Annotated in this window: 20 protein-coding genes and 1 tRNA gene; 7 read left to right on the forward strand and 14 right to left on the reverse strand. The window is 70.4% G+C overall.

What is annotated here, in order from left to right; genetic code table 11:
• Nucleotides 1–2: 2 nt before the first annotated feature.
• The 5 genes from AC1DV7_RS04105 to AC1DV7_RS04125 form a co-directional block, all read right to left on the reverse strand.
• Nucleotides 3–2,039 carry an APC family permease gene (locus AC1DV7_RS04105; protein ID WP_477594863.1) on the reverse strand — a complete coding sequence of 679 codons (2,037 nt, stop codon included), beginning with the start codon at nucleotides 2,037–2,039 and terminating at the stop codon, nucleotides 3–5.
• Nucleotides 2,040–2,147: 108 nt separating this feature from the next.
• Complete coding sequence (locus tag AC1DV7_RS04110; protein ID WP_477594865.1) at nucleotides 2,148–2,807, reverse strand: hypothetical protein; 660 nt, start codon at nucleotides 2,805–2,807, stop codon at nucleotides 2,148–2,150.
• 212 nt (nucleotides 2,808–3,019) lie between these two features.
• Nucleotides 3,020–3,673, reverse strand: coding sequence for an ABC transporter substrate-binding protein (locus AC1DV7_RS04115; RefSeq protein ID WP_477594867.1), 654 nt, complete (start codon nucleotides 3,671–3,673; stop codon nucleotides 3,020–3,022).
• Nucleotides 3,674–4,112: 439 nt separating this feature from the next.
• Nucleotides 4,113–5,210, reverse strand: coding sequence for a right-handed parallel beta-helix repeat-containing protein (locus tag AC1DV7_RS04120; protein ID WP_477594869.1), 1,098 nt, complete (start codon nucleotides 5,208–5,210; stop codon nucleotides 4,113–4,115).
• Between the two features lie 450 nt (nucleotides 5,211–5,660).
• A tRNA-Ile gene (locus AC1DV7_RS04125) sits at nucleotides 5,661–5,734 on the reverse strand.
• A 230-nt stretch (nucleotides 5,735–5,964) separates the two neighbouring features.
• Here AC1DV7_RS04125 and AC1DV7_RS04130 point away from each other — a divergent pair.
• Both AC1DV7_RS04130 and AC1DV7_RS04135 read left to right on the forward strand, forming a co-directional pair.
• Nucleotides 5,965–6,480, forward strand: coding sequence for a DUF3145 domain-containing protein (locus AC1DV7_RS04130; RefSeq protein ID WP_477594871.1), 516 nt, complete (start codon nucleotides 5,965–5,967; stop codon nucleotides 6,478–6,480).
• A 115-nt stretch (nucleotides 6,481–6,595) separates the two neighbouring features.
• A complete protein-coding gene (locus AC1DV7_RS04135; RefSeq protein ID WP_477594873.1) occupies nucleotides 6,596–7,219 on the forward strand; it encodes a hypothetical protein in 624 nt (207 codons plus the stop codon).
• Nucleotides 7,220–7,354: 135 nt separating this feature from the next.
• On the opposite strand, the gene fabF is transcribed toward AC1DV7_RS04135, so the two are convergent.
• From fabF to AC1DV7_RS04160, 5 genes are all read right to left on the reverse strand, one after another.
• Complete coding sequence (fabF, locus tag AC1DV7_RS04140; protein ID WP_477594875.1) at nucleotides 7,355–8,599, reverse strand: beta-ketoacyl-ACP synthase II; 1,245 nt, start codon at nucleotides 8,597–8,599, stop codon at nucleotides 7,355–7,357.
• 100 nt (nucleotides 8,600–8,699) lie between these two features.
• Complete coding sequence (locus AC1DV7_RS04145; protein ID WP_477594877.1) at nucleotides 8,700–8,948, reverse strand: acyl carrier protein; 249 nt, start codon at nucleotides 8,946–8,948, stop codon at nucleotides 8,700–8,702.
• Between the two features lie 113 nt (nucleotides 8,949–9,061).
• Complete coding sequence (locus tag AC1DV7_RS04150) at nucleotides 9,062–10,081, reverse strand: beta-ketoacyl-ACP synthase III (RefSeq protein ID WP_477594879.1); 1,020 nt, start codon at nucleotides 10,079–10,081, stop codon at nucleotides 9,062–9,064.
• Nucleotide 10,082: 1 nt separating this feature from the next.
• Entirely contained in the window at nucleotides 10,083–11,048 is a 966-nt protein-coding gene (locus AC1DV7_RS04155; RefSeq protein WP_477594881.1) for an ACP S-malonyltransferase, read from the reverse strand.
• 67 nt (nucleotides 11,049–11,115) lie between these two features.
• Complete coding sequence (locus tag AC1DV7_RS04160) at nucleotides 11,116–12,330, reverse strand: PucR family transcriptional regulator (RefSeq protein ID WP_477594883.1); 1,215 nt, start codon at nucleotides 12,328–12,330, stop codon at nucleotides 11,116–11,118.
• Nucleotides 12,331–12,482: 152 nt separating this feature from the next.
• Between AC1DV7_RS04160 and AC1DV7_RS04165 the strand changes: the two genes are divergently transcribed.
• Nucleotides 12,483–13,625, forward strand: a complete 1,143-nt coding sequence (locus AC1DV7_RS04165) for a glycerophosphodiester phosphodiesterase family protein (protein ID WP_477594885.1) — start codon at nucleotides 12,483–12,485, stop codon at nucleotides 13,623–13,625.
• Between the two features lie 171 nt (nucleotides 13,626–13,796).
• Here the strand turns inward: AC1DV7_RS04165 and AC1DV7_RS04170 are convergent, their stop codons facing one another.
• From AC1DV7_RS04170 to fdhD, 3 genes are all read right to left on the reverse strand, one after another.
• Entirely contained in the window at nucleotides 13,797–14,669 is an 873-nt protein-coding gene (locus tag AC1DV7_RS04170; protein WP_477594887.1) for an NAD-dependent epimerase/dehydratase family protein, read from the reverse strand.
• Nucleotides 14,670–14,756: 87 nt separating this feature from the next.
• The gene (gene aceE / locus AC1DV7_RS04175) at nucleotides 14,757–17,522 is read right to left on the reverse strand and encodes a pyruvate dehydrogenase (acetyl-transferring), homodimeric type (protein WP_477594889.1); all 2,766 of its coding nucleotides are present in this window, start codon (nucleotides 17,520–17,522) and stop codon (nucleotides 14,757–14,759) included.
• Between the two features lie 133 nt (nucleotides 17,523–17,655).
• Nucleotides 17,656–18,492, reverse strand: coding sequence for a formate dehydrogenase accessory sulfurtransferase FdhD (gene fdhD / locus AC1DV7_RS04180; RefSeq protein WP_477594891.1), 837 nt, complete (start codon nucleotides 18,490–18,492; stop codon nucleotides 17,656–17,658).
• An 86-nt stretch (nucleotides 18,493–18,578) separates the two neighbouring features.
• On the opposite strand from fdhD, the gene AC1DV7_RS04185 reads away from it, so the two are divergent.
• From AC1DV7_RS04185 to AC1DV7_RS04200, 4 genes are all read left to right on the forward strand, one after another.
• Nucleotides 18,579–19,100: a PH domain-containing protein gene (locus AC1DV7_RS04185; RefSeq protein ID WP_477594893.1), complete on the forward strand. Its 522-nt coding sequence runs from the start codon at nucleotides 18,579–18,581 to the stop codon at nucleotides 19,098–19,100.
• The gene (locus AC1DV7_RS04190) at nucleotides 19,097–20,551 is read left to right on the forward strand and encodes a PH domain-containing protein (protein ID WP_477594895.1); all 1,455 of its coding nucleotides are present in this window, start codon (nucleotides 19,097–19,099) and stop codon (nucleotides 20,549–20,551) included. The genes AC1DV7_RS04185 and AC1DV7_RS04190 overlap by 4 nt, the downstream gene beginning before the upstream one ends.
• A gap of 335 nt (nucleotides 20,552–20,886) precedes the next feature.
• Nucleotides 20,887–21,312 carry a DUF3052 domain-containing protein gene (locus AC1DV7_RS04195; protein WP_477594897.1) on the forward strand — a complete coding sequence of 142 codons (426 nt, stop codon included), beginning with the start codon at nucleotides 20,887–20,889 and terminating at the stop codon, nucleotides 21,310–21,312.
• A gap of 20 nt (nucleotides 21,313–21,332) precedes the next feature.
• The gene (locus AC1DV7_RS04200; RefSeq protein ID WP_477594899.1) at nucleotides 21,333–21,809 is read left to right on the forward strand and encodes a peroxiredoxin; all 477 of its coding nucleotides are present in this window, start codon (nucleotides 21,333–21,335) and stop codon (nucleotides 21,807–21,809) included.
• 113 nt (nucleotides 21,810–21,922) lie between these two features.
• Here AC1DV7_RS04200 and AC1DV7_RS04205 read toward each other — a convergent pair whose 3' ends face one another.
• Nucleotides 21,923–24,772, reverse strand: coding sequence for an immune inhibitor A domain-containing protein (locus AC1DV7_RS04205; protein WP_477594901.1), 2,850 nt, complete (start codon nucleotides 24,770–24,772; stop codon nucleotides 21,923–21,925).
• Nucleotides 24,773–25,005 lie beyond the last annotated feature (233 nt).

Raw genomic sequence — 25,005 nt, forward strand, 5'->3', positions numbered from 1 at the left:
CGTCAGCGTCCCACACCGGTCGTATGGCGGTGGGTCGGCTTCCCGGGCAAGGCGCCCCGCGCGCCATACTCCACGGCGGCCGTCTCCACCTGCCCCGTCTCGCTGGCGCCCGGGTCATCGGCCGGGTCCTCTGCGGCGAGCTGCCACGGGACCGAGGTGACCATCACGCCGGGCTCGAACAGCAGGCGCGCCTTGAGGCGCAACGCCGACTGGTTGTGGAGCAGGTGCTCCCACCACCGGCTCACCACATACTCCGGGATGAAGACCGACACCACGTCGCGGGGATGGTCGCGCAGGAGCTCGCGCACGTGCTCGAGCACTGGACGGGTCATGTCCCGGTAGGGCGAGTCCAGGACGGTCAGTTCGATGGGCACGTCACGGCGGACCCACTCGTCCCGGAGCCGGTCGGTCTCGGCGGTGCTGGTCCGGACCGTCACGGCCCGCAGGGTTGCCGGGCGGGTGGCCCGCGCGAAGGCGAGGGCGCGCAGCGTCGGGGCGTGCAGGGTCGAGACCAGGACCACGGCATGGATGCGGGCCGGCAGGGTCACCCCTGCGGCCGCCGGGCGAAGGGCCCGGGCAACCGTCCCGTAGTGCCGTCGGATGAGGGTCATCATCGCGATGAGAAGCGGCATGGCCACGGCGACGAGCCAGGCGCCGTGCGTGAACTTGGTGAGCAGGACGATGACCAGGACCAGCCCGGTGACGACTGCCCCCACGGCGTTGATGACCAGCTTGCGGCGGATGTTCGCGCGGTCAGTTGATCCTGACGGCGCTCTGAGCAGCTGCTGCCAGTGACGGACCATTCCGGCCTGGCTGAGCGTGAAGGAGACGAAGACGCCGATGATGTACAGCTGGATCAGGCGGGTGGTGCTCGCGTCGAACGCCCACAACAGTCCGATGGCCAGCAGCGCGAGGATCACGATGCCGTTGGAGAACACCAGCCGGTCTCCGCGCCGGGCGAACTGCCGAGGCAGGTAGCCGTCCTCGCCGAGCAGCGAGGCGAGGATGGGGAAGCCGTTGAACGCCGTGTTGGCGGCCAGGACCAGGATCGCGGCGGTGAAGCCCTGCACGGCATAGAACCCGAGGCTGTCCGAACCGAACACGGCGCCTGCGATCTGGGCGATCACGGTCTTCTGCTCGTACCCCTGCGGGGCGCCGACGAGCTGGGTCGCGTCGTGCGCCACGTGGACCTTGGTCAACAACGCCATCGCGGTCAGGCCGACGAACATGACGATGGTTAGGCCGCCCATGATCGCCAGCGTGTCCGCAGCGTTGCGGCTCTTGGGGCGCTTGAAGTTCGGGACACCGTTGCTGACGGCCTCCACTCCCGTGAGCGCCGTGCAGCCGGAGGCGAAGGCACGCAGCAGCAGGGCCAGTACGAGCAGTCCGGAGGCGTGCTGCTCGGGCATCACCCCGATCCCCGCAGACTCCGCGACGGGGGTCGAACCTGTCGCTGTGCGGTACAGCCCCAGGCCGAGCATGACGAACACCGCGGCGACGAAGCCGTACGTCGGGACGGCGAAGGCCACGCCGGACTCCTTGACCCCGCGCAGGTTCATGACTGCGAGGAGTGCGACCAGTCCCACCGACAGTGTCAGCGCGTGGGGGGCGAGCGCGGGGATCGCCGACACGATGTTGGCCACCCCGGCAGCGACGGACACGGCAACGGTGAGGACGTAGTCGACCAGCAACGCACTGGCCGCGACGAGTGCGGCTCCTCGACCCAGGTTGGCGCGGCTCACCGCATATGCACCGCCGCCGTCCGGGTAGGCGTGGCACGTCTGTCGGTACGACAGGACGACGACCACGAGCAGGACCACGACCGCGGACGCGACGATCGGCGTCAGGTGGAGCAGGGTCAGCCCGCCGAGGCTGAGGACGAGCAGGATCTCCTCCGTGGCGTACGCGTTCGACGACAGTGGGTCGCTGCAGAACACGGGGAGGGCCAGCTTCTTCGGCAGGAGGGTCTCGCCCATCTGCGAGCTGAGGAGCGGCCTGCCGACGAGCAGGCGTTTGGGGATGCGCAGGATCTCGGTCACCCCACGAGGGCAACACACGCAGCGGGGTCAGGTCACCGGCCTTGACGCACCCTTAGCGGCCGGGGCCGGACTCTTGACGCGATCTTGACACCGGGCGCCGGGCCCGGACTATCCGTCGATGGCGACTCGGTCGACCATGCGGTGGAACCGCATGCCGGCGCGGCCGCCGACCACGGCACCGATGAGGCTGGTGAGCGCGGCAAGGACGAGTGCCACGACGCCAGCGGTGTTGAGGTCGGATGCGCTCAGCGGAAGTCGGGGGAAGCTGTTGAGCTGGCCCAGCACGTCGTACTTGCTGCCGGCGACGGCACCGACCACGGCCACGATCACGGCGATCACCAGTGCCCACAGCCACACGGCAAGCCCCTGCTTGGCGCCGTCGAACCGAGCCATCCGGGCGGCAACGTAGCCTCCGCAGTAGTAGCTGGCGAAGAGGATGACGGCCAGGGCGATCGCACCGACGATGCCGACCGTCGCCACGTCGGCGGACGCCTGGTCGACGGCCTCGTCGGCATTGGTCCCCGTGCTCAGCCCGACCGCGGTTCCGGCGGCTGCCAGCACCGCGGTGAGGATGACGGCCATGCCCATGGCGGTGAGCCAGCCGAAGAAGGCGGATCCGACCTTCACCCCACCGAACCGGTCAGCCTGGACAACGGCCTGCCGCTCGCCATACCCGGCGCGCTGGTCGTCGATGTCGTCGCGCCGGTCACGGTCGTCGACGCGCCGCTCGTCCTGCTCTGCGTCGTGGGAATCCTGTGTGCTGTTCATGTGCGCCTCCTTGTGAGGGCTTGGACCGGACCATGTGGTCCGGTCTCGACGAGGAGTTCTTGCACGACTGCACCGTCGATAGGGGTTTGCGAACGCCTGGACCGGGTCCCGCGCGGGAGAGGGACCTCGAATCCCGATCGGGACCCGGCCAGCGGAGGAAGCGCGGCACAGTCACCGCCGCCGGGGCGGCGGTGACTGGGTGCGGGAGTGGGTCAGACGCCCAGACCGTTGAGGATGGCGAGGATCTGGTTCAACAGACCAGCAATCTGGCCCAGCGGACCGCCACCGTCCAGCAGACCCGCGACGGCGCAGAGCAGGTTGCCGAGCAGGTTGCCCGCGCCGGACACCGCGACGATGTCGAGCACGACCTGGTTGAGGTGGACCTCGAGTCCCAGGAGGTTGAGGTCGAGCGGCCCGAGAACGAGGTTCAGGATGTCGCAGCTCGCGGCCGTCACGCCGCTCACCGCTCCGGTGGTGGCCTGCTGCACGGGCAGGTTCATCGTCTTGGTGTGCGGCACGGAGCCACGGGCGCCCTGCAGGGTGGTCGTGACCGCACTGCGCATCATGAGCTTGTCGCCGGAGCTCCAGAACTGCTGCGGCACGATGTCGACCTTGGCTGCGCCGGTGCGGCCCTGCTTGTCGGTCCACGTGCCCTCGTAGCTCCAGGCCTTGCCGGCGCTCGTCGCCGAGTGAGCAGCCTTCGTGACGGGGGCGTGGGACGGAGCTGCCTGCGCCGAACCGACCAGGAGTGGGCCGGCCGTGGCCACGGTGGCTGCGGCGAGGATGGCCACAGTGCGTGTCGTCAGGGCCTTCCTCGTGATGCCTGCCTTGCCGTCGTCGGTTCCTGACAGTTTCGTCTTCAACATGATGGGCCTCTCCTCTCGGGGTAGCCCCTGCGGGCGCCCCGTCTGATGAACAGCGATGTCGTGACTTCCCGGCCCACCAGCTCACCCATCGTTCGGATGCACCACCGCCCGGGCCCTGCACCCTGAAGACACCTCCGGACCGTGCCCATGACGTGGCGCGGGACTGGGGTTCGCGCGGGTCACCGCCCTGAGTCGAGGCCTGTGGCGCCCCCCAGATCGTCCCTTCGGGGCGAACGTCCGCGTCATGCAGGAGGCCCCAAGGCGTCAACCCTTCGGCGGACGCGCTGCCGCCTCGGCCCGGCACCCGTCAGAAACGAGATCGCCGACACATGGCCCCCTGCCTAGCCCCTGTCAGGCTCGCTTCGACCCCTTGCGTGAGGCCAGCCCGGTATGGGAACTCGGGGCGCACCGCAGTCCCACGTTCGGAGGAGCGCAAACGTCACGGGCACGCGAGGCCCCAGCAGGCGCCTTCGCCGTTGCGGAGGGCCACGTTTCCTCCGCCATCCTTGATCTGGGCGGCGGGCCCCACCACTTCGAAACCAAAGCCAGCGTTGCCCCTGGAGATGTTGTTGGCCAGGAGGACTGTGGTGCTCGGCCGATCCTCGCGCAGGGAGATGTGGGCGCCGTCGTCGACCGTGCGGCCCGCGGCATCGAGGGAGGTGCTGGCGAAGCCGTTGCCCTTGAAGGTGTTCCCCGTCACCACTAGAACCCCACTCCGAGAGTCCTCTGCAACGAGGCCGGCGATCGCACTGTTCACAATTGTGTTGTCCGAGATCGTGACGTCACCGACCGCCTCGCTCACGAGGATCCCCGTCGCAGCGTCGCGAACAGTGTTCCCACTGACAACGGTGCCTTGCAGCCCGGGTTCGATGAGGGTGCTCAGGTAGATGCCCCCGTTGGTTCCGGTCCCCATCACCTGGTTGTTGATCGCGTGGAACCCGCGACTCTGCCCGACGCCGATCGTGCGAATGCGGTTGCTCTCGACCGTGACCTCGTCCGACTGGTGCACTGCCAAGGATCCGACTGTATTGCCGCGGACAATGGTTCTGTGAGAATCGCCCATGGCCAGGGCAGCGATGACGTTGCCACTGAGGACTCCATCACGGACGCCGTAGAACCTGACGTCGTCCAGCGTCGACGAATGGATTATGGTCTGACCGTCGTGACCGTAGCCCGTCGTGCGCCCCGAGACGGTAATCCGACGAGCTTCGATGGGACCTGAGAAGTCCAGTTTCCCCAAGGTCAGGTCGGACAGCTTCACGGCCGAATCTGCAGAGAGGAAGGAGGCGCTGCCGCCCTTCACCGTCACGAGTGTGGAGTTGCTGATGGTCAGGGCGGTCCCGCCGCTGCTGATCGTGTGGCCGTTCAGGTCCACGGTGATCGTTCCGGCACCATCGACGACCAGCGCGTCGCCTTCGCAGACCATGTCTGTGGCCAGTCGGAGGTTCGCGGTCACGACTGCTCCGCAGTCCGGGGTTTGGGTCGCGCCAGCGAAGGCGGGTGACGCCTGGAAAGCGGCAAGGACGATGATTCCCATGCCGACGGTTGTCTTCCGCAGGCCGACCCGACGCTGAGTTGTTGAGCGCATTCTTCCCCCAGATGTTCTCGGTTGTCGCTGGCTACCCCGGTCCCCAGGACTCGCCCTTGGGGCAGGTGCCCGCTGTCGTGACTTGCGGCCAAACGTTTCACGAGCCATCCGGCGGCTGGGCCCACCAAAAGCCGTATCTACGTGGGCGTGGGCCACGACAGATCCAGTAGTCGAGTGGGACGTTGCCTCACAGACGAAGAGCCCCAACGAACCACTGGTCCGTCGGCGGCACCCCCAAACCGGCGTGCTCCCGGGGGCGGTGCGGGCAGCACGGTGGTCTTGGCCTCGCAGGAGGCCCTCGAGGTACGCCCGCGATGGATCGTCCGTCAGCCGAAACACTGTCAGGCGTCAACCGAAGCCCAAACGTCAAGCATCAGGCGGAGTCATACACGGGATCGGTGGGCCAGGTCGGGCTTGAACCGACGACCGACGGATTATGAGTCCGCTGCTCTGACCGACTGAGCTACTGGCCCGCACCAGCCCGGCTGCACCGGACTGGGCGCGGCGAGCCTATCGCCCAGCCGGGTGGGTCCTGCCTGGCCGGTCGACGAGGCGCGCCGTGAAACCCGTGAGGATGCTGGTGCGAATGTGAAACGTGGTGCACAATGGGCCACGCACAGCAACTGAAGAGTCGCAGGACACGCAAGGCCACCTGGAGCGCAGGTTCGTGGGGAAGACGTCCCTCGCACCCAAGGAGGCCCGGATGTCTGTCGCGATGCCGCGTGTCACGACCCGCGGGGTGGTGTTCATTCACTCCACCCCTACTGCGCTGTGCCCGCACATCACCTGGGCCCTCGAGTCAGCCCTGGACACCCGTCTGTCCATCGACTGGACCCCTCAGCCAGCCGGTGCCTCGCTCGTCCGCGCGGAGTTCCCGTGGTCGGGTGCCCAAGGCACCGGCGCCAAGCTCGCGTCCACCCTGCGCGGGTGGTCGGGCCTGCGCTACGAGATCACCGAGGAGCCCAGCCCGGGTGCCGACGGGTCCCGCTGGTCGCACACGCCGAGCCTAGGCATCCACCACACCTGGACCTCGGCCAGCGGCGACGCCGTGATCAACGAGGACCGGCTGCGCGAGGTCGTGCGCCTCTCGCAGGGGTCGCCCGAGGCGGTCACCGAGATGATCGAGGAGCTGCTCGGCACCGACTGGGACGCCGAGCTCGAGCCCTTCCGGTATGCCGGCGATGGGGCCCCCGTCCGCTGGCTCCACAAGGTCGGGTGACCGGGAACGGCCCTCGCGCGGGTGACGGGGAACACCCCCGCTGACCTGCACGGTTCGGAGTTCGCGTGCCCCTTGGGTAGGGTGGCGCGCTGATCCACCGACCCTGGAGGTTTCGTTGACCCGCCGCACGGCCCTCGTCTGGGCGCTGGCAGCACTGGGCGGGGGGACCCTGCTGTGGAGCGCCTGGCGCATCCTGAGCACTGACCTGTCGATGACCGGGCGAGTTCTCGCCTGGGCACTCTGGCTGCTGCTGGCAGCCGCTGTCGTCACCTTCTTCCTCTACGTCCGCGAGCTCGTGCGACAGGGCGTCGCCCTGACCCGCGGCGCGCGGTGGCAGCCCGTGCCGGCCGTGGCCCTGCTGTGGCTCGGCGGCGCCTCCAGCCTCGTGGTCTTCACCGCCCTCATGCCGGCGAGCGCCTCTGCCCGGCAGGAGCCCGTCGCGACCACGCAGACGCCGGCCCCGGTTGGCACCAGCGCCACCGCGGCCCCCGACGCGGCGGCAGCCGCGCGGACGTCGTCGGCGACGACGGCCTCCCGGACCAGGCAGCGGACGACCGCCACCTCGAGCGGCGCGCCCGCCACCGGGTCGTCAACGCCCACCCCGTCGAGCACCTCGTCCCTGCCCCCACGCACGAGCTCGACGACGCGGCCGCCGGCCCCGACGACGACTACGTCCACGCCGATCATCGACATCACCATCCTGCCGACCCACGGGAAGCCCACCAAGCCGGGCCACTGACCGCCCGGCGGCCTCTCACGGCGCGGGTGCCACCCAGGGCGGCCCGGTGCGGCCCGCCCCACCCCCGTCTCCTCCACGGACGAGGACGGGCCGCCACGGTTGCCCGCAGCGGCCCGTCATGGGCTGGTTCGAGGGTCAGACCGAGGTGAAGACCACCGCGACGTTGTGACCGCCGAAACCGAACGAGTTGTTCAGTGCGGCGATGTCGCCCTCAGGCAGCTTGCGCGCCTCACCGTGGACGACGTCCAGCTTGATGTCCTCGTCGAAGTCGTCGAGGTTGATCGTCGCCGGGGCGATGCGGTGGTGCACCGCCAGGATCGTGAGGATCCCCTCTAGCGCGCCGGCCGCCCCGAGGAGGTGACCGGTCATCGACTTCGTGGCGCTCACCGGCATACCGTCGGCGTCGTCGCCGAAGGCGCGGCGGATGGCGTTGGACTCTGCGACGTCGCCCACCGGCGTGGAGGTCGCGTGCGCGTTGACGTGCACGATGTCGCGGGGGGACAGACCGGCGCGCTCCACGGCCTCGGCCATCGCGCGGGAGGCCCCGGCGCCCTCGGGCTCCGGTGCGGCGATGTGGTGCGAGTCGGCCGACATGCCCAGCCCGGCGAGCTCGGCATAGATCGTCGCCCCGCGGGCCTTGGCGTGCTCGTACTCCTCGAGCACGATCACGCCCGCACCCTCACCGAGGACGAAGCCGTCGCGCCCGGTGTCGTAGGGGCGTGAGGCGCGCTCGGGGTCGTCGTTGCGGGTCGACAGCGCCTGCATCGCGGCAAAGCCTGCGATCGGCAGGGCGTGCACGGCGCCCTCGGTGCCACCGGCGACGGCGATGTCGGCGCGACCGCTCTTGATCATCTCGGCGGCGTAGCCCATCGCCTCGAGCCCGGACGCGCAGGCCGAGACCGGCGTGTGGGCACCGGCGCGGGCGCCGATCTCGAGCGACACGGCAGCCGAGGACGCGTTGGGCATCAGCATGGGGACGGCCAGCGGGAAGACACGGCGCGGACCCTTCTCCCTGAGGTTGTCCCACTGCGACAGCAGCGTCCAGACACCACCGATCCCGGTGCCGATGCACGCGGCGAGCCGCTCGGGGTCGACCTCCGGGGCACCAGCGTGGGACCAGGCCTCGCGCGCCGCGATCAGCGCGTACTGGGCGCTGGGGTCGAGCCGGCGCACCTCGACCTTGGAGAGCACCTCCTCGGGAGGCGTGTGGATCAGCGCGGCGAACTTCACCGGCAGGTCGTACTGCTCCACCCACTCGTAGGGCATGGTGCGGGCCCCCGATCGGCCCGCGAGGATCGCGTCCCAGGTGTCCGGGACGTTGCCCCCGACCGGGGTCGTGGCACCCAGGCCTGTGACGACGACGCGTCGCTGCTCGGTCATGGCGGGATTGCTCCTTCGTGGCGGTCGTGCGGGGGAGTGGGGCGTGGGTGGTGACCAGCCCGGCGTGTGCCGGGTGGTCACCACCGCACGAACGGGCGGCTCAGCCCTGGTTCTTGGCGATGAAGGCCACCGCGTCGCCGACGGTCACGAGGTTCTTGACCTCGTCGTCGGGGATGCGGACGCCGAACTTCTCCTCGGCGTTGACGACGATCGTCATCATCGACAGGGAGTCGATGTCGAGGTCGTCGGTGAACGACTTCTCGGACTGCACCGACTCGGTGTCCAGACCGGTCTCCTCGTTGACGATCTCGGCGAGACCCTCGAGGATCTCCTGCTCGCTCTGCGCCATCTGGCTCAGCTCCTTCTCGTGTGAATCACTCGGGATTCTCGATGGATTTCATTGGGGTGGAACGACATTGGTGGTGCATTGGTCCGGTTCACCCGCGGACCGCCGGGAACTCGTCAGGGCAGGACCACGACCTGCGCCGCATAGACCAACCCGGCGCCGAAGCCGATCTGCAGGGCCAGGCCACCGTGCGGCACCTCACCCTCGCGCAGCATGCGCTCGGTCGCCAGCGGGATGGAGGCCGCCGAGGTGTTGGCGGTCTCGGCGATGTCGCGGGCGACCGGGATGTCGCTGGGCAGCTTGAGCTGCTTGATCATGGCGTCGATGATCCGCATGTTGGCCTGGTGCGGGATGAACGCGTCGAGGTCCTCGGCCCGGACGCCGGCAGCATCGAGAGCCTTCTGGGCGACGGGGGCCATGCCCCACACGGCCCAGCGGAACACCGACTGGCCGGCCATGCCGATCGCGGGCCACGCGAGGTCGCCGTCACGCACCTCGACCCACGAGTCGCGCTGCGAGATCGTCTGCCACTGGGAGCCGTCGGACCCCCAGATGGTCGGGCCGATCGCCGGGGTGTCGGACGGGCCGACGATGGCCGCTCCCGCACCGTCGCCGAAGATGAACGCCGACCCGCGGTCGGTCATGTCGGTGAAGTCGGAGAGCTTCTCGACGCCGACCACCAGGACGTGCCGGGCGCTGCCTCCGCGCACCATGTCGCTGGCCAGGCTGACCGCGTGGCAGTAGCCGGCGCAGGCTGCGGAGATGTCGAAGGCGGCACCGCGGATGCCGAGCCGGTCGGCGACGATCGGGGCGGCGGCCGGTGTCTGGTAGGGGTGGGTCACCGTCGCCACGATGACCGCGTCGATGTCGGCTGCCTCGAGACCGGCGGCGGCAAGCGCCTCGTGCGAGGCCGCGAGCGACATGTCGACGACGGTCTCGTCCTTGGCCGCGAACCGGCGGCTCTTGATGCCCGAGCGTTCCTGGATCCACTCGTCGGAGGAGTCGATGGCCTCGACGATCTCGGAGTTCATCACGATCCGCTCGGGCCGGTAGCCGCCGACGCCCATGATCCGGGAGTAGGTGGCGCCCTCGGCGACCGTGATCGTGCCGGTGCCCTTGGGGGCGGGTGCAGTCATGTCAGACCTCTTGCGCGTCGTCGGAGGTGGGGGACGGGGCGGTCGCGGGGTCACCGTGCTCGCGGATCAGGTCGTGGGCCGCCGCGAGGTCGTCGGGCGTCTTGACAGCCAGTGTGGTCACTCCGGGCATCGCCCGCTTGGCGAGACCCACGAGGGTGCCGGCCGGCGGGAGCTCGATCAGGGCGGTCACCCCGAGGTCGACGAGCGTCTGCATGCACTGGTCCCAGCGCACCGGGCTGCTCACCTGGCGCACGAGCCGGGTGAGCGCGTCGGCGCCGCCGTCGACCGGCTGGCCGTCGGCGTTCGACAGCAGGCGCACCGTGGGGTCCGCCGTGGTCATGCCGGAGGTGAGCTCGACCAGGGCGTCGACCGCGGGAGCCATGTGGCTGGTGTGGAAGGCGCCGGCGACCTGCAGCGGGATGACCCGGGTCTTGGCGGGGGGCTCGGCGGCCAGGGCTGCGAGCTGCTCGAGCGTGCCCGCGGCCACGGTCTGGCCGGCACCGTTGGCGTTCGCGGCGGTGAGCCCGTGCTTGGCGAGGGCCTGAGCCACCTCGTCGGGGTCGCCCCCGAGCACCGCGCTCATCCCCGTGGGGGTGAGCGCGCTGGCGGCAGCCATGCCCCGACCGCGTTCGCGGACGAAGACCATGGCGTCCTCGTCCGACAGCACCCCGGCGAACGCGGCGGCGGTGATCTCCCCGACCGAGTGACCCGCGGTCACCCCGACACCGGAGGGTCCGTCGGGCAGCAGCGCCGCCCCGGCGGCGATCCCCGACGCGACGATGAGCGGCTGCGCGACCGCCGTGTCACGGATCGTCTCTGCGTCCGAGGTCGTGCCGTGCGCGACGAGGTCGAGACCCACCACGTCGGCCAGCGCCTCGAGCCGGCTGCGGAAGGCGGGCACCTCGAGCCAGGGAGCGAGGAAGCCGGGGGTCTGTGAGCCCTGTCCAGGGCAGACGATTGCGAGCACGGTCCCAGCCTTGCGGTCTCGGGTGGTGCGGCACGTCACCGTTTGGCACCACAAAGTCGACGTCGTTTTAGAGGATTCCTCCAACAGCCTGCGCGGAGGGGGCTGGTGGGGCGGGCGTGGGTCGGCGGCTCAGGCGGCCCAGCTGCAGGGCGACCAGGATGGTGTGCGCGTCGCGCGGGTCGGACAGCTGGTAGCCGGTCAGGTCGGCGACCTTGCCGATCCGGTAGCGCACGGTGTTGGGGTGCACGAAGAGCAGCCGGGCCGTGCCCTCGAGGCTGCCACCGCACTCGAGGTAGGCCGACGCCGTCTCGAGCAGCGCCCCGCCGGCGCCCGTGAGCGGGTGCCAGATCCGGTCGAGCAGCATGGCCCGCGCGGGGGCGTCGCCCACGAGGACGCGCTCGGCCAGCAGGTCGTCCGCGGCCACCGGGCGCGGGGCCTGCGGCCAGGCCTGGGCGCACGACTGCCCCGCCAGGGCTGCCCGGGCCGACCGGCCGGCCGCGAACAGGTGCGGCACCGTGGGCCCGACGACGAGGGCACCGTCGCCGAAGTGGCCCGAGATCTCGGCACTCGCCGCGAGCGGGTCGTCGACGTTGCCGAGGATCACCACCAGTCGCCGGCCCTGCACCGCGGCCAGGGTGTCGACCCCCACGCGCTCGGCCGCACGCCGCAGACCGTCCACGACGCCGGCCGGGCTGCCCGCGGGGGTGGCGCCGACCACGACCGCCACCCGGGTGGTCGCCCCCCAGCCGAGCGCCGCCGCTCGCGACTGCATCGAGTCGTCCGCCTCGCCACGCAGGACGGCGTCGACGACGAGCCCCTCGAGCCGTGCGTCCCAGGCGCCCCGGGCCTCGGCCGCGTGGGCGTAGACCTCGGCCGCGGCGAACGCGATCTCGCGGGAGTAGCGCAGCACCGACTCGCGCAGGGCCTGCTCCTCACCCGGCCTGGCCAGCGCGGTGGCGTCCTGCTCGACGACGTCGACGACCGACCGGACGAGGTCGAGGGTCTGCCGCAGGGTGATCGACCGGGTGAGCTCGCGTGGCGCGGTTCCGAAGACGTCGGCCGTGACGGGGGTGTTCTCGCCGCCCTCGCGCAGCCAGGCGATGAACGCGGCGATGCCCGCCTGCGCGACCAGCCCGACCCACGAGCGGTCCTCGGCCGACAGGGCGCGGTACCACTCGTGGCTCGCCTCCATGCGCCGGATGGCGGCGGTGGACAGCTCGCCCGCCGACCTCTCCACCCGCTGCAGGGTGGTGGGGGAGGTGCGTTCCTGGGCCCGCGGCATACGGACACTCTATTTGTAGGCCGCGCACAATCTGTATGCCGGCCACGACCCGGTATGCCGCCCACCACCGCGGGCGCGGGTCGCCACGCCGAATGGTCCCTTTGCCCGCAAATCGGCACGAGCGGCGCGGGGTGTCCCTAGGGTGGGCGCCCGTGGGACGACGGGGGCAGGCCGCGCTGGCGGCTTGGGTGACGGGGCTGGCGCTGGTCTCGGGACCGCTCGCGCACGCGAGCGCCGTGCCCATCAGCCCCGTCGGGGCGGTCAGTGCCGGGCTGGTCGTGGGACACCGCGGCGCCTCGGGCTACCGGCCGGAGCACACGCTGGCCGCCTACGAGCTGGCCGTGCGCCAGGGAGCGGACTTCATCGAGCCGGACCTCGTCTCGACCAGCGACCACGTCCTCGTGTGCCTCCATGACGTCGAGCTCTCGCAGACGACAGACGTGGCAGACCACCCCGAGCTCGCCGACCGCCGGACGACCAAGGAGGTCAACGGGCGGTCCCAGACCGGGTGGTTCGTCGAGGACCTCACGCTGGCCGAGGTCAAGACCCTGCGCGCCAAGGAGCGGCTGCCACAGCTGCGGCCCGAGAACACGGCCTATGACGGGAAGTACGAGGTGCCCACCTTCGCGGAGGTGCTGGCGTTGCGGGCCGCGCTGGCTGCGGAGACCGGGCGCAAGGTCGGCATCTACCCCGAGCTGAAGATGCCGTCGCACTTCCGTGAGGTGGGGCTGCCGCTCGAGCCGGTGTTCGCCGAGCAGCTGCGGGCCGCCGGGCTCGACTCGGCGACGGCCCCGGTCTTCGTCCAGTCGTTCGAGCCCACCACCCTGCGCCGGCTCAAGGCCGACCTCGGCGTGCGGGCGAGGCTGACGTTCCTCACCTGTCCCAGCGGTGCTCCCTACGACCTTGCGAGCTCGGGGGACCCGCGCTCGTACGCCGACCTCAACACCGCGACGGGGCTCGCGTGGCTGTCCGGGTTCGTGTCGGTCGTCGCGGCAGACCAGGTCCAGGTGATCCCCCGCCGGGCGGACGGGCGGCTCGGCGTCGTGACGGCCCTGCCCGCCCGGGTCCGTGCCGCCGGCCTGCGCCTGCACGTCTACGCCCTGCGCAGCGAGAACACCTTCCTGCCACTCGACTACCGGGTCGGCGCCGACCCCGCCGCTGACGGACGCGCGACGCAGCTGGACGCGGTGTACTTCAAGGCGGGTGCGGACGCGCTGTTCTGCGACCAGCCCGACCTGTGCGTCGCCGCTCGGAAAAGCCTGCCGGTCAAGCGGACCTACGACCCGCGACGCTGACCCGGAGGTCGAGTGCCTGACGCGAGCCCAGGGGGACGCCTCAGGCACACGACCTCTTCACCCAGGCGTCACGGCGATGTCGCCCACGGCCGTCCGGGGGTTCCTAGCGTCACAGGCATGTAGCGAACACTGCCGGACCTCACGTCGGGTGGCCGCGGCGGTCAGCGGCGGTCAGCCCACGTGGTCGCGCCAAGAGTGGGCTGGTTCGTAGCCCAGCAGCCGGCGCGCCTTGTCGATGCCGAGCAGGGTCTCGTGCTCGCCGAGGTCCCGGCGGACCTCCACCCCAGGGAACACCTCGGCCACGAGGTCTGCGCTCGACCGGCTCATGACGGTGTCGGCATTGGCGATCACGAAGACCTCGCACCCGGGCTCCGACCTCTCGAGGCCGAGGCGCACCGCCTGGGCACCGTCCCGGCCGTCGATGTACCCCCAGAGGTTCCACTTGCGCAGGGAGGGGTCGGAGTCGAACGAGGGGAACGCCGCGTAGTCCTCGGGATCCATGACGTTGGAGAACCGCAGGCCCACCATGACCAGCTCGGGGTCCCAACGGCAGAAGTGCCTCGCCATCTCCTCCTCGAGTGCCTTGTTGAGCGAGTAGGTCGACTCCGGACGTGGGTCGTACTCCTCGTCGACCGGGACGTACGGCGGGGGTGTGTCGAAGGGCAGGCCGAGGACCGTCTCGCTGGAGGCCCACACGACGTGCTTGATCCCGGCGGCACGTGCAGCGGCGAAGACGTTGTACGTCGCGCTGGCGTTGTTCGCGAACGTCAGCGCGTTGGTGGCCAGACCCGGCGCGGGCAGCGCAGCCAGGTGGACCACGGCATCCAGCCTGCCGAGGTGCTCGTCGACATTCCCGGACAACGCCTCGACCACCTGGCCGTAGTCGGTGAGGTCCACCGCGACGAACGGGCTGGGAGCTGGGTCCGGTCGCTGCCGGTCCAGTCCCAGGACGTCCCACCCGTTGTCGAGGAGGTGGGAGACCACGGACCGGCCGAGCTTGCCCGAGGAACCGGTGACGGCGACACGTCGTTGAGTGGGTGCCATGGACCCATGGTGCCCCAGGCGCAGGTATGCCGCCCGCTCAGGTGAGCGGGCGGCATACCTTGTCGTGCACGAGGTCTCGAACCGGGGTCAGCTCTCGCCGCCGGAGTTGCCGGACGTGCCGGCGGTGACGTCGAGAAGCCGGTAGCGGTCGGCGGCCTCGCGGGCGACGTGGCCGGGGACCTCGCCGCGGGCGACGAGCATCTGCAGGGTGCGCACCGCGACGGACGGGCCGTCGATGTGGAAGAACCGGCGGGCTGCGGGCCGGGTGTCGGAGAACCCGAATCCGTCTGCGCCGAGTGACGCGAAGTCCCCGGGCACCCACGGCTGGATCTGGTCCTGCACCTGGCGCATGTAGTCCGAGACCGCCACGACCGGGCCGCGGGTGTTCCGGAGCCGCTGGGTGACGTACGGCGTGCGGGCCTCCTGGTTGGGGTGCAGGAAGCGCTGCTCGTCGCAGGACATGCCGTCACGGCGCAGCTCGCTCCACGACGTCACTGACCACACGTCGGCCACGACACCCCAGTCGTTGCGCAGGAGCTCCTGCGCCTCGAGCGCCCACGGGACTCCGACGCCGGACGCGAGCAGCTGCGCCCGCGGGGCGTCGTCGCCGAGGCCCTCGGTGATGCCGGGGGCGAAGAGGTACATGCCGCGCAGGATGCCCTCGCGGTCGACGTCCGGCGGCTCCGGCGGCTGGCTCATCGGCTCGTTGTAGACGGTGATGTAGTAGATGAGGTTCTCGGGGTCGTCGCCGTACATCCGGCGCAGCCCGTCCTCCATGATGTGGCCGATCTCGAACGCGAAGGCCGGGTCGTAGGCGATCACCGCGGGGTTCGTCGCCGCCATGAGGGGGGAGTGCCCATCGGCGTGCTGGAGCCCCTCGCCGGTCAGGGTCGTGCGACCGGCCGTCGCCCCGATGAGGAAGCCACGGGCCATCTGGTCCGCCGCCGCCCAGATCGAGTCCGCGGTGCGCTGGAACCCGAACATCGAGTAGAAGACGTAGATCGGCACCATCGGCTGGCCGTGCGTGGCGTACGACGTGCCGGCTGCGGTGAAGGCCGCCATCGAGCCTGCCTCGTTGATGCCGAGGTGCAGGATCTGGCCGTCCTTGGCCTCCTTGTAGGCCAGCATCAGCTCGGCGTCGACCGAGGTGTACTTCTGCCCGTGCGGGTTGTAGATCTTGATCGTCGGGAAGAACGAGTCCATGCCGAACGTGCGGGCCTCGTCGGGGATGATCGGCACGACGCGCTTGCCGAACTCCTTGTCGCGCATGAGCTCCTTGAGCAGCCGCACGAACGCCATCGTCGTGGCGACCTGCTGCTTGCCGGTGCCCTTCTTGACGACGTCGTAGGCCGAGTGGTCCGGCAGCTTGAGCGTGTCGTGGTCGACGCGACGCACCGGCAGCGGCCCGCCGAGCTTCTCGCGGCGCTCGCGCAGGTACTTGATCGACGGGTCGTCCGGCCCGGGGTGGAAGTACGGGGGAGCGTAGGGGTCCCGCTCGAGGACCTCGTCGGAGATCGGCAGCTTGAGGCTGTCGCGCAGGCCCTTGAGGTCGTCGAGCGTGAGCTTCTTCATCTGGTGGGTTGCGTTGCGACCGGCGAAGTGGCTGCCGAGGCCGTAGCCCTTGATCGTCTTGGCGAGGATGACGGTCGGCTGCCCGGTGTGGTTCATCGCGGCCTGGTAGGCGGCGAACACCTTGCGGTAGTCGTGGCCACCGCGCTTGAGCTTCCACCAGATGTCCTCGTCGGACCAGTCCTTGACCATCTCGCGGGTGCGCGGGTCGCGGCCGAAGAAGAAGTCGCGGACGTACTTGCCGTCGTTGGCGCGGAAGGTCTGGTAGTCGCCGTCGCTCGTGGTGTTCATGAGGTGGACGAGCGCGCCGTCGCGGTCGGCAGCCAGCAGGGGGTCCCAGCCGCGGCCCCACACGACCTTGATGACGTTCCATCCGGCACCGCGGAAGAACGCCTCGAGCTCCTGGACGATCTTGCCGTTGCCGCGCACCGGTCCGTCGAGCCGCTGCAGGTTGCAGTTGATGACGAACGTGAGGTTGTCGAGCTCCTCGCCCGCGGCCAGCTGGAGCAGGCCACGCGACTCGGGCTCGTCCATCTCGCCGTCGCCGAGGAAGGCCCAGACGTGCTGCTGGCTGGTGTCCTTGATGCCGCGGTTGTCGAGGTACTTGTTGAACTGCGCCTGGTAGATCGCGTTCATCGGGCCGATGCCCATCGACACGGTCGGGAACTGCCAGAAGTCCGGCATGAGCCGCGGGTGCGGGTAGGACGGCAGGGCCAGCGGCTGCCCGGCGACGATGTGCGACTTCTCCTGGCGGAAGCCGTCGAGCTGGTCCTCGGAGAGGCGGCCCTCGAGGTAGGCGCGGGCGTACATGCCGGGGGAGGCGTGCCCCTGGAAGAAGACCTGGTCGCCGCCACCGGGGTGGTCGGCCCCGCGCCAGAAGTGGTTGAAGCCCACCTCGTAGAGCGTGGCCGCCGAGGCGTACGTCGAGATGTGGCCGCCGACGCCGATGCCGGGCCGCTGGGCGCGATGCACCATGACCGCGGCGTTCCAGCGCAGGTAGGCGCGGTAGCGGCGCTCGACCTCCTCGTCACCGGGGAACCACGGCTCCTGCTCGGGGGCGATCGTGTTGATGTAGTCGGTCGCCGTGAGCGACGGCACCCCGACCTGCATCTCACGAGCGCGCTCCAGCAGCTTGAGCATGACGTAGCGGGCGCGCTGACGGCCGCCACCCTCGATGACTCCGTCGAGGGAGTCGAGCCACTCCTGGGTCTCCTCGGGGTCGATGTCCGGGAGCTGGCTGGGGATGCCGTTGAGAATGGGTCCGGCTTCCTCGCGTGCGGCCACGGTCGTGAGTCCTTTCTCGCGCCTGGGTCGCGGGGTTGCCTGCGACCTGCACCCATCCTCCACCCGAACGAGGCGCGCGTCACAACCGGCTCCGGCTACTGGCCAGTATGCGGAGCGACCCCGCAAGGGCAGGTCAGAGGCCCAGCCGGTGCGCGCCCGCGTAGACCGTGAGCCGGGGCGGGCGCGCGAAACCCACCAGCGTCAGGCCGCTGTTGATGGCCAGCTCGACCGCCAGCGACGACGGTGCCGACACCGCGACCATGGCGGGCACGCCCGCCATCACGGCCTTCTGGACGAGCTCGAAGCTGGCCCGGCCACTGACCGCGAGCACGTGGCCGGTGAGCGGCAGCCGACCCTCGCGGGCCGCCGCACCGATGACCTTGTCGACCGCGTTGTGCCGGCCCACGTCCTCGCGCACCACCACGACCTCGCCGGTGGCGGTGAACAGGCCGGCGGCGTGCAGGCCTCCGGTCTTGTCGAACACCTTCTGTCGCGCACGCAACGCCTCGGGGAGCGAGGCCACCACCTCCGGCGACACCACGAGCGGGTCGTCGGCGACGCCATACGGGCTGGTGGCCGTGATGGCCTCGATGCTGGTCTTGCCGCACACGCCGCAGGCGCTGCTCTGGTAGCCGGACCGCGCGCTGCGGTCCAGGTCCGGGCGCACGCCGGGGGCCAGGGTCACGTCGACGACGTTGTAGGTCGGGGAGCCCGACTCGTCCTCGTCGAGACAGTGCATGAGGTGCCGCACGTCGTCGGCCGAGCGCAGGACCCCGTCGGTGAGGAGGGTGCCGAGGGCGAGGTCGAAGTCGTCGCCCGGCGTGCGCATGGTGACGGTCACGGACACCCCGCCCACGCGGACCTCGAGCGGCTCCTCGACCGCGAGGGTGTCGGGACGGGACGTGCTGCGAGGGCCGTCCGCGGTCACCTCGACCCGAAGGCTCGGCGTCCGTCTCGTCACTCGTCCCACGGGGCCAATGTATGCCGCGGCGCGAGGCACCCACGCGCACGGCCGGGCTGCGTCGCGACGCGGTCCCCGCCGGATAGGTTGGGAGCGTGTCCGACACCCCCTCCGGCCCGGTCCCGGGCGCACCCTCCGTCAGCCTCTTCGGCGAGACCGGTATGCCGTGGCAGCCGGTCTCCCCGAGCCTCGCCACCGCACGGCTCGTGGTGGCTGGCGCCTGCTTCGGCCCGCCGCTGCTGCTGCTCGTCGTGCTGGCCGTGTGGCTGTGGTCGTGGTTCTGGGTGCCCGCACTGCTGGTCGCCGCCGGGCTGGCCTGGACCGCTTGGGTGATCCGCCGGCAGGTGCCCGCCATCACCTGGGCCGAGGGTCCCGAGGAGCTCGTCGTGCGACGTGGTCGGCTGTTCCGCAGCCTGGTGAGCGTGCCCTACGGCCGGCTGCAGTTCGTCGACGTCGAGTCGGGACCACTGGCCCGCAAGCTGGGCATGGCCACGGTCGAGCTGCACACCGCCTCGCCCGAGACCAGCGCCCAGATCCCCGGCCTGCCGACGGCGGAGGCCGAGGCGCTCCGCACCCGGCTGGCGGCCCGCGGGGAGTCGCAGCGGGCAGGGCTGTGACCGCGCCCCGGGAGCAGGCGTCTCAGGACCCGTCGGCGGCTGACGGGTGGCGCCACCTCCACCCGCTCTCCCCGCTCCTGCGCGGCGGCATCGCGTTCGCCGCGGTCCTCGCCTACGTCGTCTCGCAGCAGGTCGACACGCTGTTCGGTGCGGACCGCGAGGACCCCACCGGCGGCCACCTCGGCTGGGCGGCGCTCGCGGTGCTGGGGGTGCTCGTCGCCATCGTCGTGGGGGCCTGGGTCTCCTGGCGGTTCTCGCGGTTCCGCGTGACCGGGTCGATGGTCGAGCTGCGGACCGGGCTGCTGTTCCGCCAGCACCGTCAGGTGCCGTTCGACCGGATCCAGGCCGTCGACCTCGGCCGGCCGCTGCTCGCCCGGCTCACGGGGCTCTCCGAGGTGGTCGTGCAGTCCGCCGGTGGCAAGGACGCCCACCTCAAGCTGGCCTTCCTCACCGACTCGCAGGCCCAGCAGATCCGCGAACAGCTCATGGAGCTCGCCCGGCACAGCGACGAGGCTGCCGAGGTGCGGGCCGTCGGGGCCCAGGGCGCCGGGGCCGAGGGCGGCGCCGCCGTGGTCGCGTCCGGCCCTGTGGCCGGAGCGCTCGACCGGACGCCGCCGCAGCGCGCCGACGAGGTGCTGAAGGTCCCGAACTCGCGCATCCTCCAGTCGGTGCTCTACTCCGGGCCGTCGGCCGTCGTGCTGCCCGGTGTGCCGGTGCTGGTCGGGTCGATCGCCCTCGGGGTGCCCGAGATGGTCGCGTGGCTCGGTCCGATGCTGCTCGCCACCGGGGGGGCCCAGCTCAAGCGGCTCACCACGGAGTTCAACTTCACCCTCTACCACCAGGGTGACCGGCTGAGGATCCGGCACGGCCTCACCGACCTGCGCACGACCTCCGTGCCGATCCACCGGATCCAGGCCATCAAGGTCAGCCAGTCCCTGCCGTGGCGCTTCCCGGGGTGGTGGCGCGTCGAGGTCAACATCGCGGGCGCGACGCGGGGCGACGACACGACCCAGACCGTGGTCATGCCGGTGGGCACCCTCGACGAGGCGATCTCGGTCCTGCGGCTGGTGCGCCCCGGCATACCGGCCGACGCCGCGCGGGCTGCTCTCGTCGGTCCGGGTGGGGAGCCGGGCTTCACGCCGGCGGGCGCGGGTGCGCGCCGCCTCGACCCGTTCGCCTGGCGGCGCCTGGGGTATGCCGTGCTCCCGGACTGCCTCATGACGCGCCGCGGCCGGCTCTACCGGACGGCGGAGTTCGTGCCGCACGCCCGGATCCAGTCGCTCGCGGTCAAGCAGGGACCGCTGCAGCGGTCGCGGGGACTCGCCACGGTGCGGATCGTCTCGACGCCCGGACCCGTCAGCCCGCACGTCCCGCACCTCGACGTCCACGAGGCCGAGCGGCTCGTGAACGAGCAGGTGGAGCGTTCGAGCCGGGCCCGCCAGCGCGCCTGACGGGTGCCGCCCCAGCGGCGCTCGAACCGCACGACGAGGACACGGTGGCGCACCGAGTCGAGGACCCCCGGGATGCCGGCCGCCCACTGCTTTGGCTCGGGGGCGTCCGTGACCCCGGTAGGGTCGAGGCTGCTGGGGTCGTTCCGGTCGGCGATGTCCTGACCGTCAACCCTCCGGCCCGCTCACCTGCTGGGACACCAGCACCGCGCACGACGACAAAGGGACCGTATTCGGCCGGTTCGGTTGAAAATCCGCTGGTGCTCCGGTGGACTGTCCCGCAGCACCAAACCCCGTCGCGACCTGCGGCGGAACCCCCGACCCGGATGGAGATGGCAGTGAGTACGTCCGCACAGGCGGCGCCGCGCAACGCGGCCAGTCGTCTGGGGTTCACCTCGGGGCAGGTGATCCAGGAGTTCGGCTACGACTCCGACGTCGACGACGAGCTGAGGTTCGCCATCGAGGACCTGACGACGACGGAGCTCGAGGACGAGGACTACGGCGATGTCGCCGACGCCGTCCTGCTGTGGTGGCGTGTCGACGACGGGGACCTCGTCGACGCGGTCGTCGACGGCCTCACCAACCTCGCCGAGGGCGGGTTCATCGTCGTGCTCACCCCCAAGGCGGGCCGCGACGGGCACGTCCAGGCGAGCGACATCGAGGAGGCCGCCACGACGGCCGGCCTGCACACCTCGGGTGCCGTCAACGCCTGCGAGGACTGGACCGCCACCCGGCTGGTCGCCCCCAAGAACGCCCGGCGCTGACTCGCTGGCAGACTGCGGGCATGACCAGCCCCAGCAGCCCCCTCGCCGTGGGCGCCACGGCGCCTGACTTCACGCTCAAGGACCAGAACGGCCAGGACGTCTCCCTGTCGTCCTTCCGCGGCCACAAGAACGTCGTGGTGGTCTTCTACCCGTTCGCCTTCTCAGGCATCTGCACGGGCGAGTTCTGCGAGATCCGCGACAACCTCGGCGCCTTCGTGGGCGACGACGTCCAGGTCCTCGGCATCTCCTGCGACCACATGTTCTCCCAGCGCGCCTGGGCCGACCGTGAGGGCTACTTCTTCCCGCTGCTGTCCGACTACTGGCCGCACGGCGGCGTCGCGCGGTCGTTCGGCGTGCTGAACGAGACGGCCGGTGCGGCGCTGCGCGGCACCTTCCTCATCGACACCGACGGGATCGTCCGGTGGTCCCTGGTCAACGAGATCGGACAGGCCCGCGACTTCTCCGGCTACCACGCCGCCCTGGCCGAGCTGCGCTGACCGCGCCGGGCCGACTGCGGCGGTCATGGTTCGGTTCCGAGCCACGCGCCACACGCACGAGGGCCGGTATGCCGCGGGTGCGGCATACCGGCCCTCTGGCCGTCTCCCCGTGGTTACGGGGTGGGCGGCGTGATCTTGATCAGGGCGGACAGGTTGCCCGCCTTGGCCTGCGCCACCGTGACCACGGTGCCGTAGCCCACGCCGTCATCGGCCGGGTTACCGGTGCCGAGCGGGGTTGCGGCGCCCACGTCCTCACCGAACAGGTCGGGGATGAGAGCCCCTCGCTGGTCGACGATGCGGACGCTGTACGGGGCGTTGTCCTGGCTGGGAACCACCGTCGACGCGTCGGCGTCGCGGTAGAACAGCCGGCCGTCGTCACGAAGCTCGAAGCCGGGGTACCAGGTCTTGTCGTCCGTGAACGACTTGACCGCCGGCTGCGCCCCGAAGGAGTTGCAGGCCTCGCCGGTGAAGTCCGGCTTGGTCTGGCACTCCTGGAAGGGGTACGTCCCTGCCACGTTGAACGCGACGTTCGACGACTGCGGTCGAGACGGCAGGTTGTGCAACGTGGTCTTGGGCACCTCGAGGTCGGCGTTCGCGCCACTGCGACGGAACGGCTCGAAGTGGCTGTCGACGAGCAGCAGGCCACCCTTGGCTCCCTCACTCGGCAGTGACGTGAGGTTGTTGAGCACGTGGTTGACGTTGCCGTACCCCGTGTCGCGGTACCAAACGAGGGCACCGGGCGCGTTGTACTTGATGCGCTCGACCTTCCAGGCGCCGGCTCCGCCGAGCTTCTGGTAGGTCGTGTCGTAGGCGTACTGCAGGCCCTTGTCGAAGCCGTCGAAGTTGCGCCACTCCACCATGTAGTACTGGTTGTTCTGCGTGGTGCCCGAGTCGAGCACCCAACCGGCGCCAGTGGTGTCGGTGAAGGTGCCGACGGTCGCGGTCCAGCCGTTGTTGGCCTCGGCGTCGTCCGACCACACGGTGGTCGAACCGTTGGTGACCGAGAGGTCGTCGACGAACCAGCCGGTGTCCTCGAACGCCTCGTCCGTGGCGTAGAGCAGACGCACCTTGACCGTCTTGCCGGCGAAGGCCGTCAGGCTGGCGTAGTTGTGCTCCCAGCCGTCCGTCGCACCGGTGAGGCCGTACTTCTTGCCGCCGAAGTCGGCCATCCGGCCGTTCGGGTCGACGTAGCCGTCCGGGGTGGTCACCGCGGTGCCCGCCTCGTTGAAGACCTTCTGCTCGGTCCACGTGGTGCCGCCGTCGGTCGAGACCTCGACGAAGCCGAAGTCCCAGTCCTCCTCGATGGAGTAGTTGTTCCACATCCAGAAGCGGGCGTCGGTGGCGCCGGCCGGGACGGACACGTCACGGGTCAGGCTGTTCTTGGCCCACGACTGGTCGGCGTTGGAGTACCACATCTTCGCGCCGGAGTGCGGCTCGGCCAGGGTCAGCGTCTTGGGCGGCAGGTTGATCTTGACGCCGTCAGCGGTGCCCTTGGGGGTGCGGCTCGTCTGGCCGACGTTGACCGCGCGAGGGTCGTCGCCGGGGTTGAGCTGCACCGGGTCGGCCCAGCCCAGGACCCACTTGTCCCAGATGCCCATGTGCGTCGGCATCGACTGGAAGATGGGGCCGGAGTGCGAGCCGGAGCTCATGAGGTCCCAGAAGTCGATGTCCGAATCGCCACCGCTCGCGGTGTCGTAGAGGTCCGGCAGGCCAAGGTCGTGGCCGTACTCGTGGGCGAAGACGCCCACCCCTGAGTCCTCGGGCTGCACGATGTAGTTGGACAACCGCAGGTTGGTGCCGGGGACGGGAGCGCCGCCGACGACGGTCGAGGAGTGTGCCCAGATGGCGTACGGGCCCTGGGCGCCGCCACCACCGGACTTGTCCTTGCCGGCGTGCACGAGCACGACGTGGTCGATCACGCCGTCGGGCTCGAGCAGGTTGCCGTCGCCGTCGACGTCACCCTGGTCCTCGACGTCGTAGTCGGCCCACGGGAAGCTGGGCTGCGCCTTGGCGAGCGCGGCGACCGCGTCGATCGGCAGCTGCCCGGCTCCGAGCTTGTTGCTCGGGTGTCCCTGCATGTCCTGGATGCGGTCGTAGGTCCAGACGCCCTTGTCGTCCTTGTGGCAGACGGTGGCGCCGTAGTACGCCTCGGAGTGCGCGACGGTGACCCACGGGGTCGCTGCGCCGCTCACGGTGTAGGCGCCCTTGGACATCTCCTCGTACATGTTCTTCATCGTGTAGCCGGAGATGTCGATGCCGGGCTGGCCGTCAGGACCGGTGAGGTCGGGCCGGACACGCTGGGTGATGCCCGTCTTGGTGTAGAGCATCGAGTTGTAGTGCGCGGAAGAGAAGTCCGGGACCCACATCGAGTTGTTGTCCTTGAGGGCGGACGCGGCCGGGTTCGGGATGGTGTTGTGCGTCGGGCCGTTCTGCACGGTGCCGGCGACACAGTCGGGTGCGCTCCAAGCGCTGGGCACCATCGAGCCGGTGAAGTTGTCGTTGGCCGCCTGGTTGAAGTCGACGAGGATCGTCAGGAGCTTGGCCTCCTGCATCGACTTCGCCTGCTTGAACTTGTTGGCCTTGATCTGCTTGGGGCTCTTGCCGGTGCGAACGGCCTCAGCCTCGAGCTTGGCCAGCTGCCGTGCGGCTACCGGGTTCCCCTTGGCCTGCTTGGCGTCGTAGGCGTTGGACCTGGCGAGGAGGTCCGCCTTCTTGCTGGCGCGGCCTGCAGTGCTCTTGCCCTTCGTCACCTGGACGTCACTGCCGAGCGCGGACTCGACCTGCGGCGCGACGGTGTTCATGTAGTAGTCGCCATGGTTGTTGGCGGCTGGAACGCTGGCCGGCGACGGTGCCGCTGTCGCTGAGCCCGTGCCGCCGGCGGCGGCGAGGCCGGCGGCGACGAGAGCGACAGCGGGCACCAGCGCAGTGGCCCGGAGCCTGCGCCCCGTGATCCTGCGATTCATGTGCATCCCTTCGTTGGTTCCGCGGACTGTGACCGCGGACTGTGTCCCGACTCACACGAGAAAAGACACGATGGGGCGCATCCTGCATCGTGCAAGCCCCCTTGGGAAGAAGTAACTGCAGGTCAATCGGCGTATGGCGGGTAAATTTCTCTCCATCGCCGCACCGGTGTGACCAGAGCGCCAGGAGTGGTGGTCGGGGCCCGTGAGCCACTGTGGGTGCCGGTGTCCGGGTA

The organism is Pedococcus sp. P2_E4, assembly GCF_056403935.1.

Bases quoted from the DNA above. Each gene is read 5' to 3' on its own strand.
- AC1DV7_RS04110 (WP_477594865.1), bottom strand. From the start codon at position 2,807: ATGAACAGCACACAGGATTCCCACGACGCAGAGCAGGACGAGCGGCGC.
- AC1DV7_RS04115 (WP_477594867.1), bottom strand. From the start codon at position 3,673: ATGTTGAAGACGAAACTGTCAGGAACCGACGACGGCAAGGCAGGCATC.
- AC1DV7_RS04120 (WP_477594869.1), bottom strand. From the start codon at position 5,210: ATGGGAATCATCGTCCTTGCCGCTTTCCAGGCGTCACCCGCCTTCGCT.
- AC1DV7_RS04130 (WP_477594871.1), top strand. From the start codon at position 5,965: ATGTCTGTCGCGATGCCGCGTGTCACGACCCGCGGGGTGGTGTTCATT.
- fabF (WP_477594875.1), bottom strand. From the start codon at position 8,599: ATGACCGAGCAGCGACGCGTCGTCGTCACAGGCCTGGGTGCCACGACC.
- AC1DV7_RS04145 (WP_477594877.1), bottom strand. From the start codon at position 8,948: ATGGCGCAGAGCGAGCAGGAGATCCTCGAGGGTCTCGCCGAGATCGTC.
- AC1DV7_RS04150 (WP_477594879.1), bottom strand. From the start codon at position 10,081: ATGACTGCACCCGCCCCCAAGGGCACCGGCACGATCACGGTCGCCGAG.
- AC1DV7_RS04160 (WP_477594883.1), bottom strand. From the start codon at position 12,330: ATGCCGCGGGCCCAGGAACGCACCTCCCCCACCACCCTGCAGCGGGTG.
- AC1DV7_RS04170 (WP_477594887.1), bottom strand. From the start codon at position 14,669: ATGGCACCCACTCAACGACGTGTCGCCGTCACCGGTTCCTCGGGCAAG.
- AC1DV7_RS04200 (WP_477594899.1), top strand. From the start codon at position 21,333: ATGACCAGCCCCAGCAGCCCCCTCGCCGTGGGCGCCACGGCGCCTGAC.
- AC1DV7_RS04205 (WP_477594901.1), bottom strand. From the start codon at position 24,772: ATGAATCGCAGGATCACGGGGCGCAGGCTCCGGGCCACTGCGCTGGTG.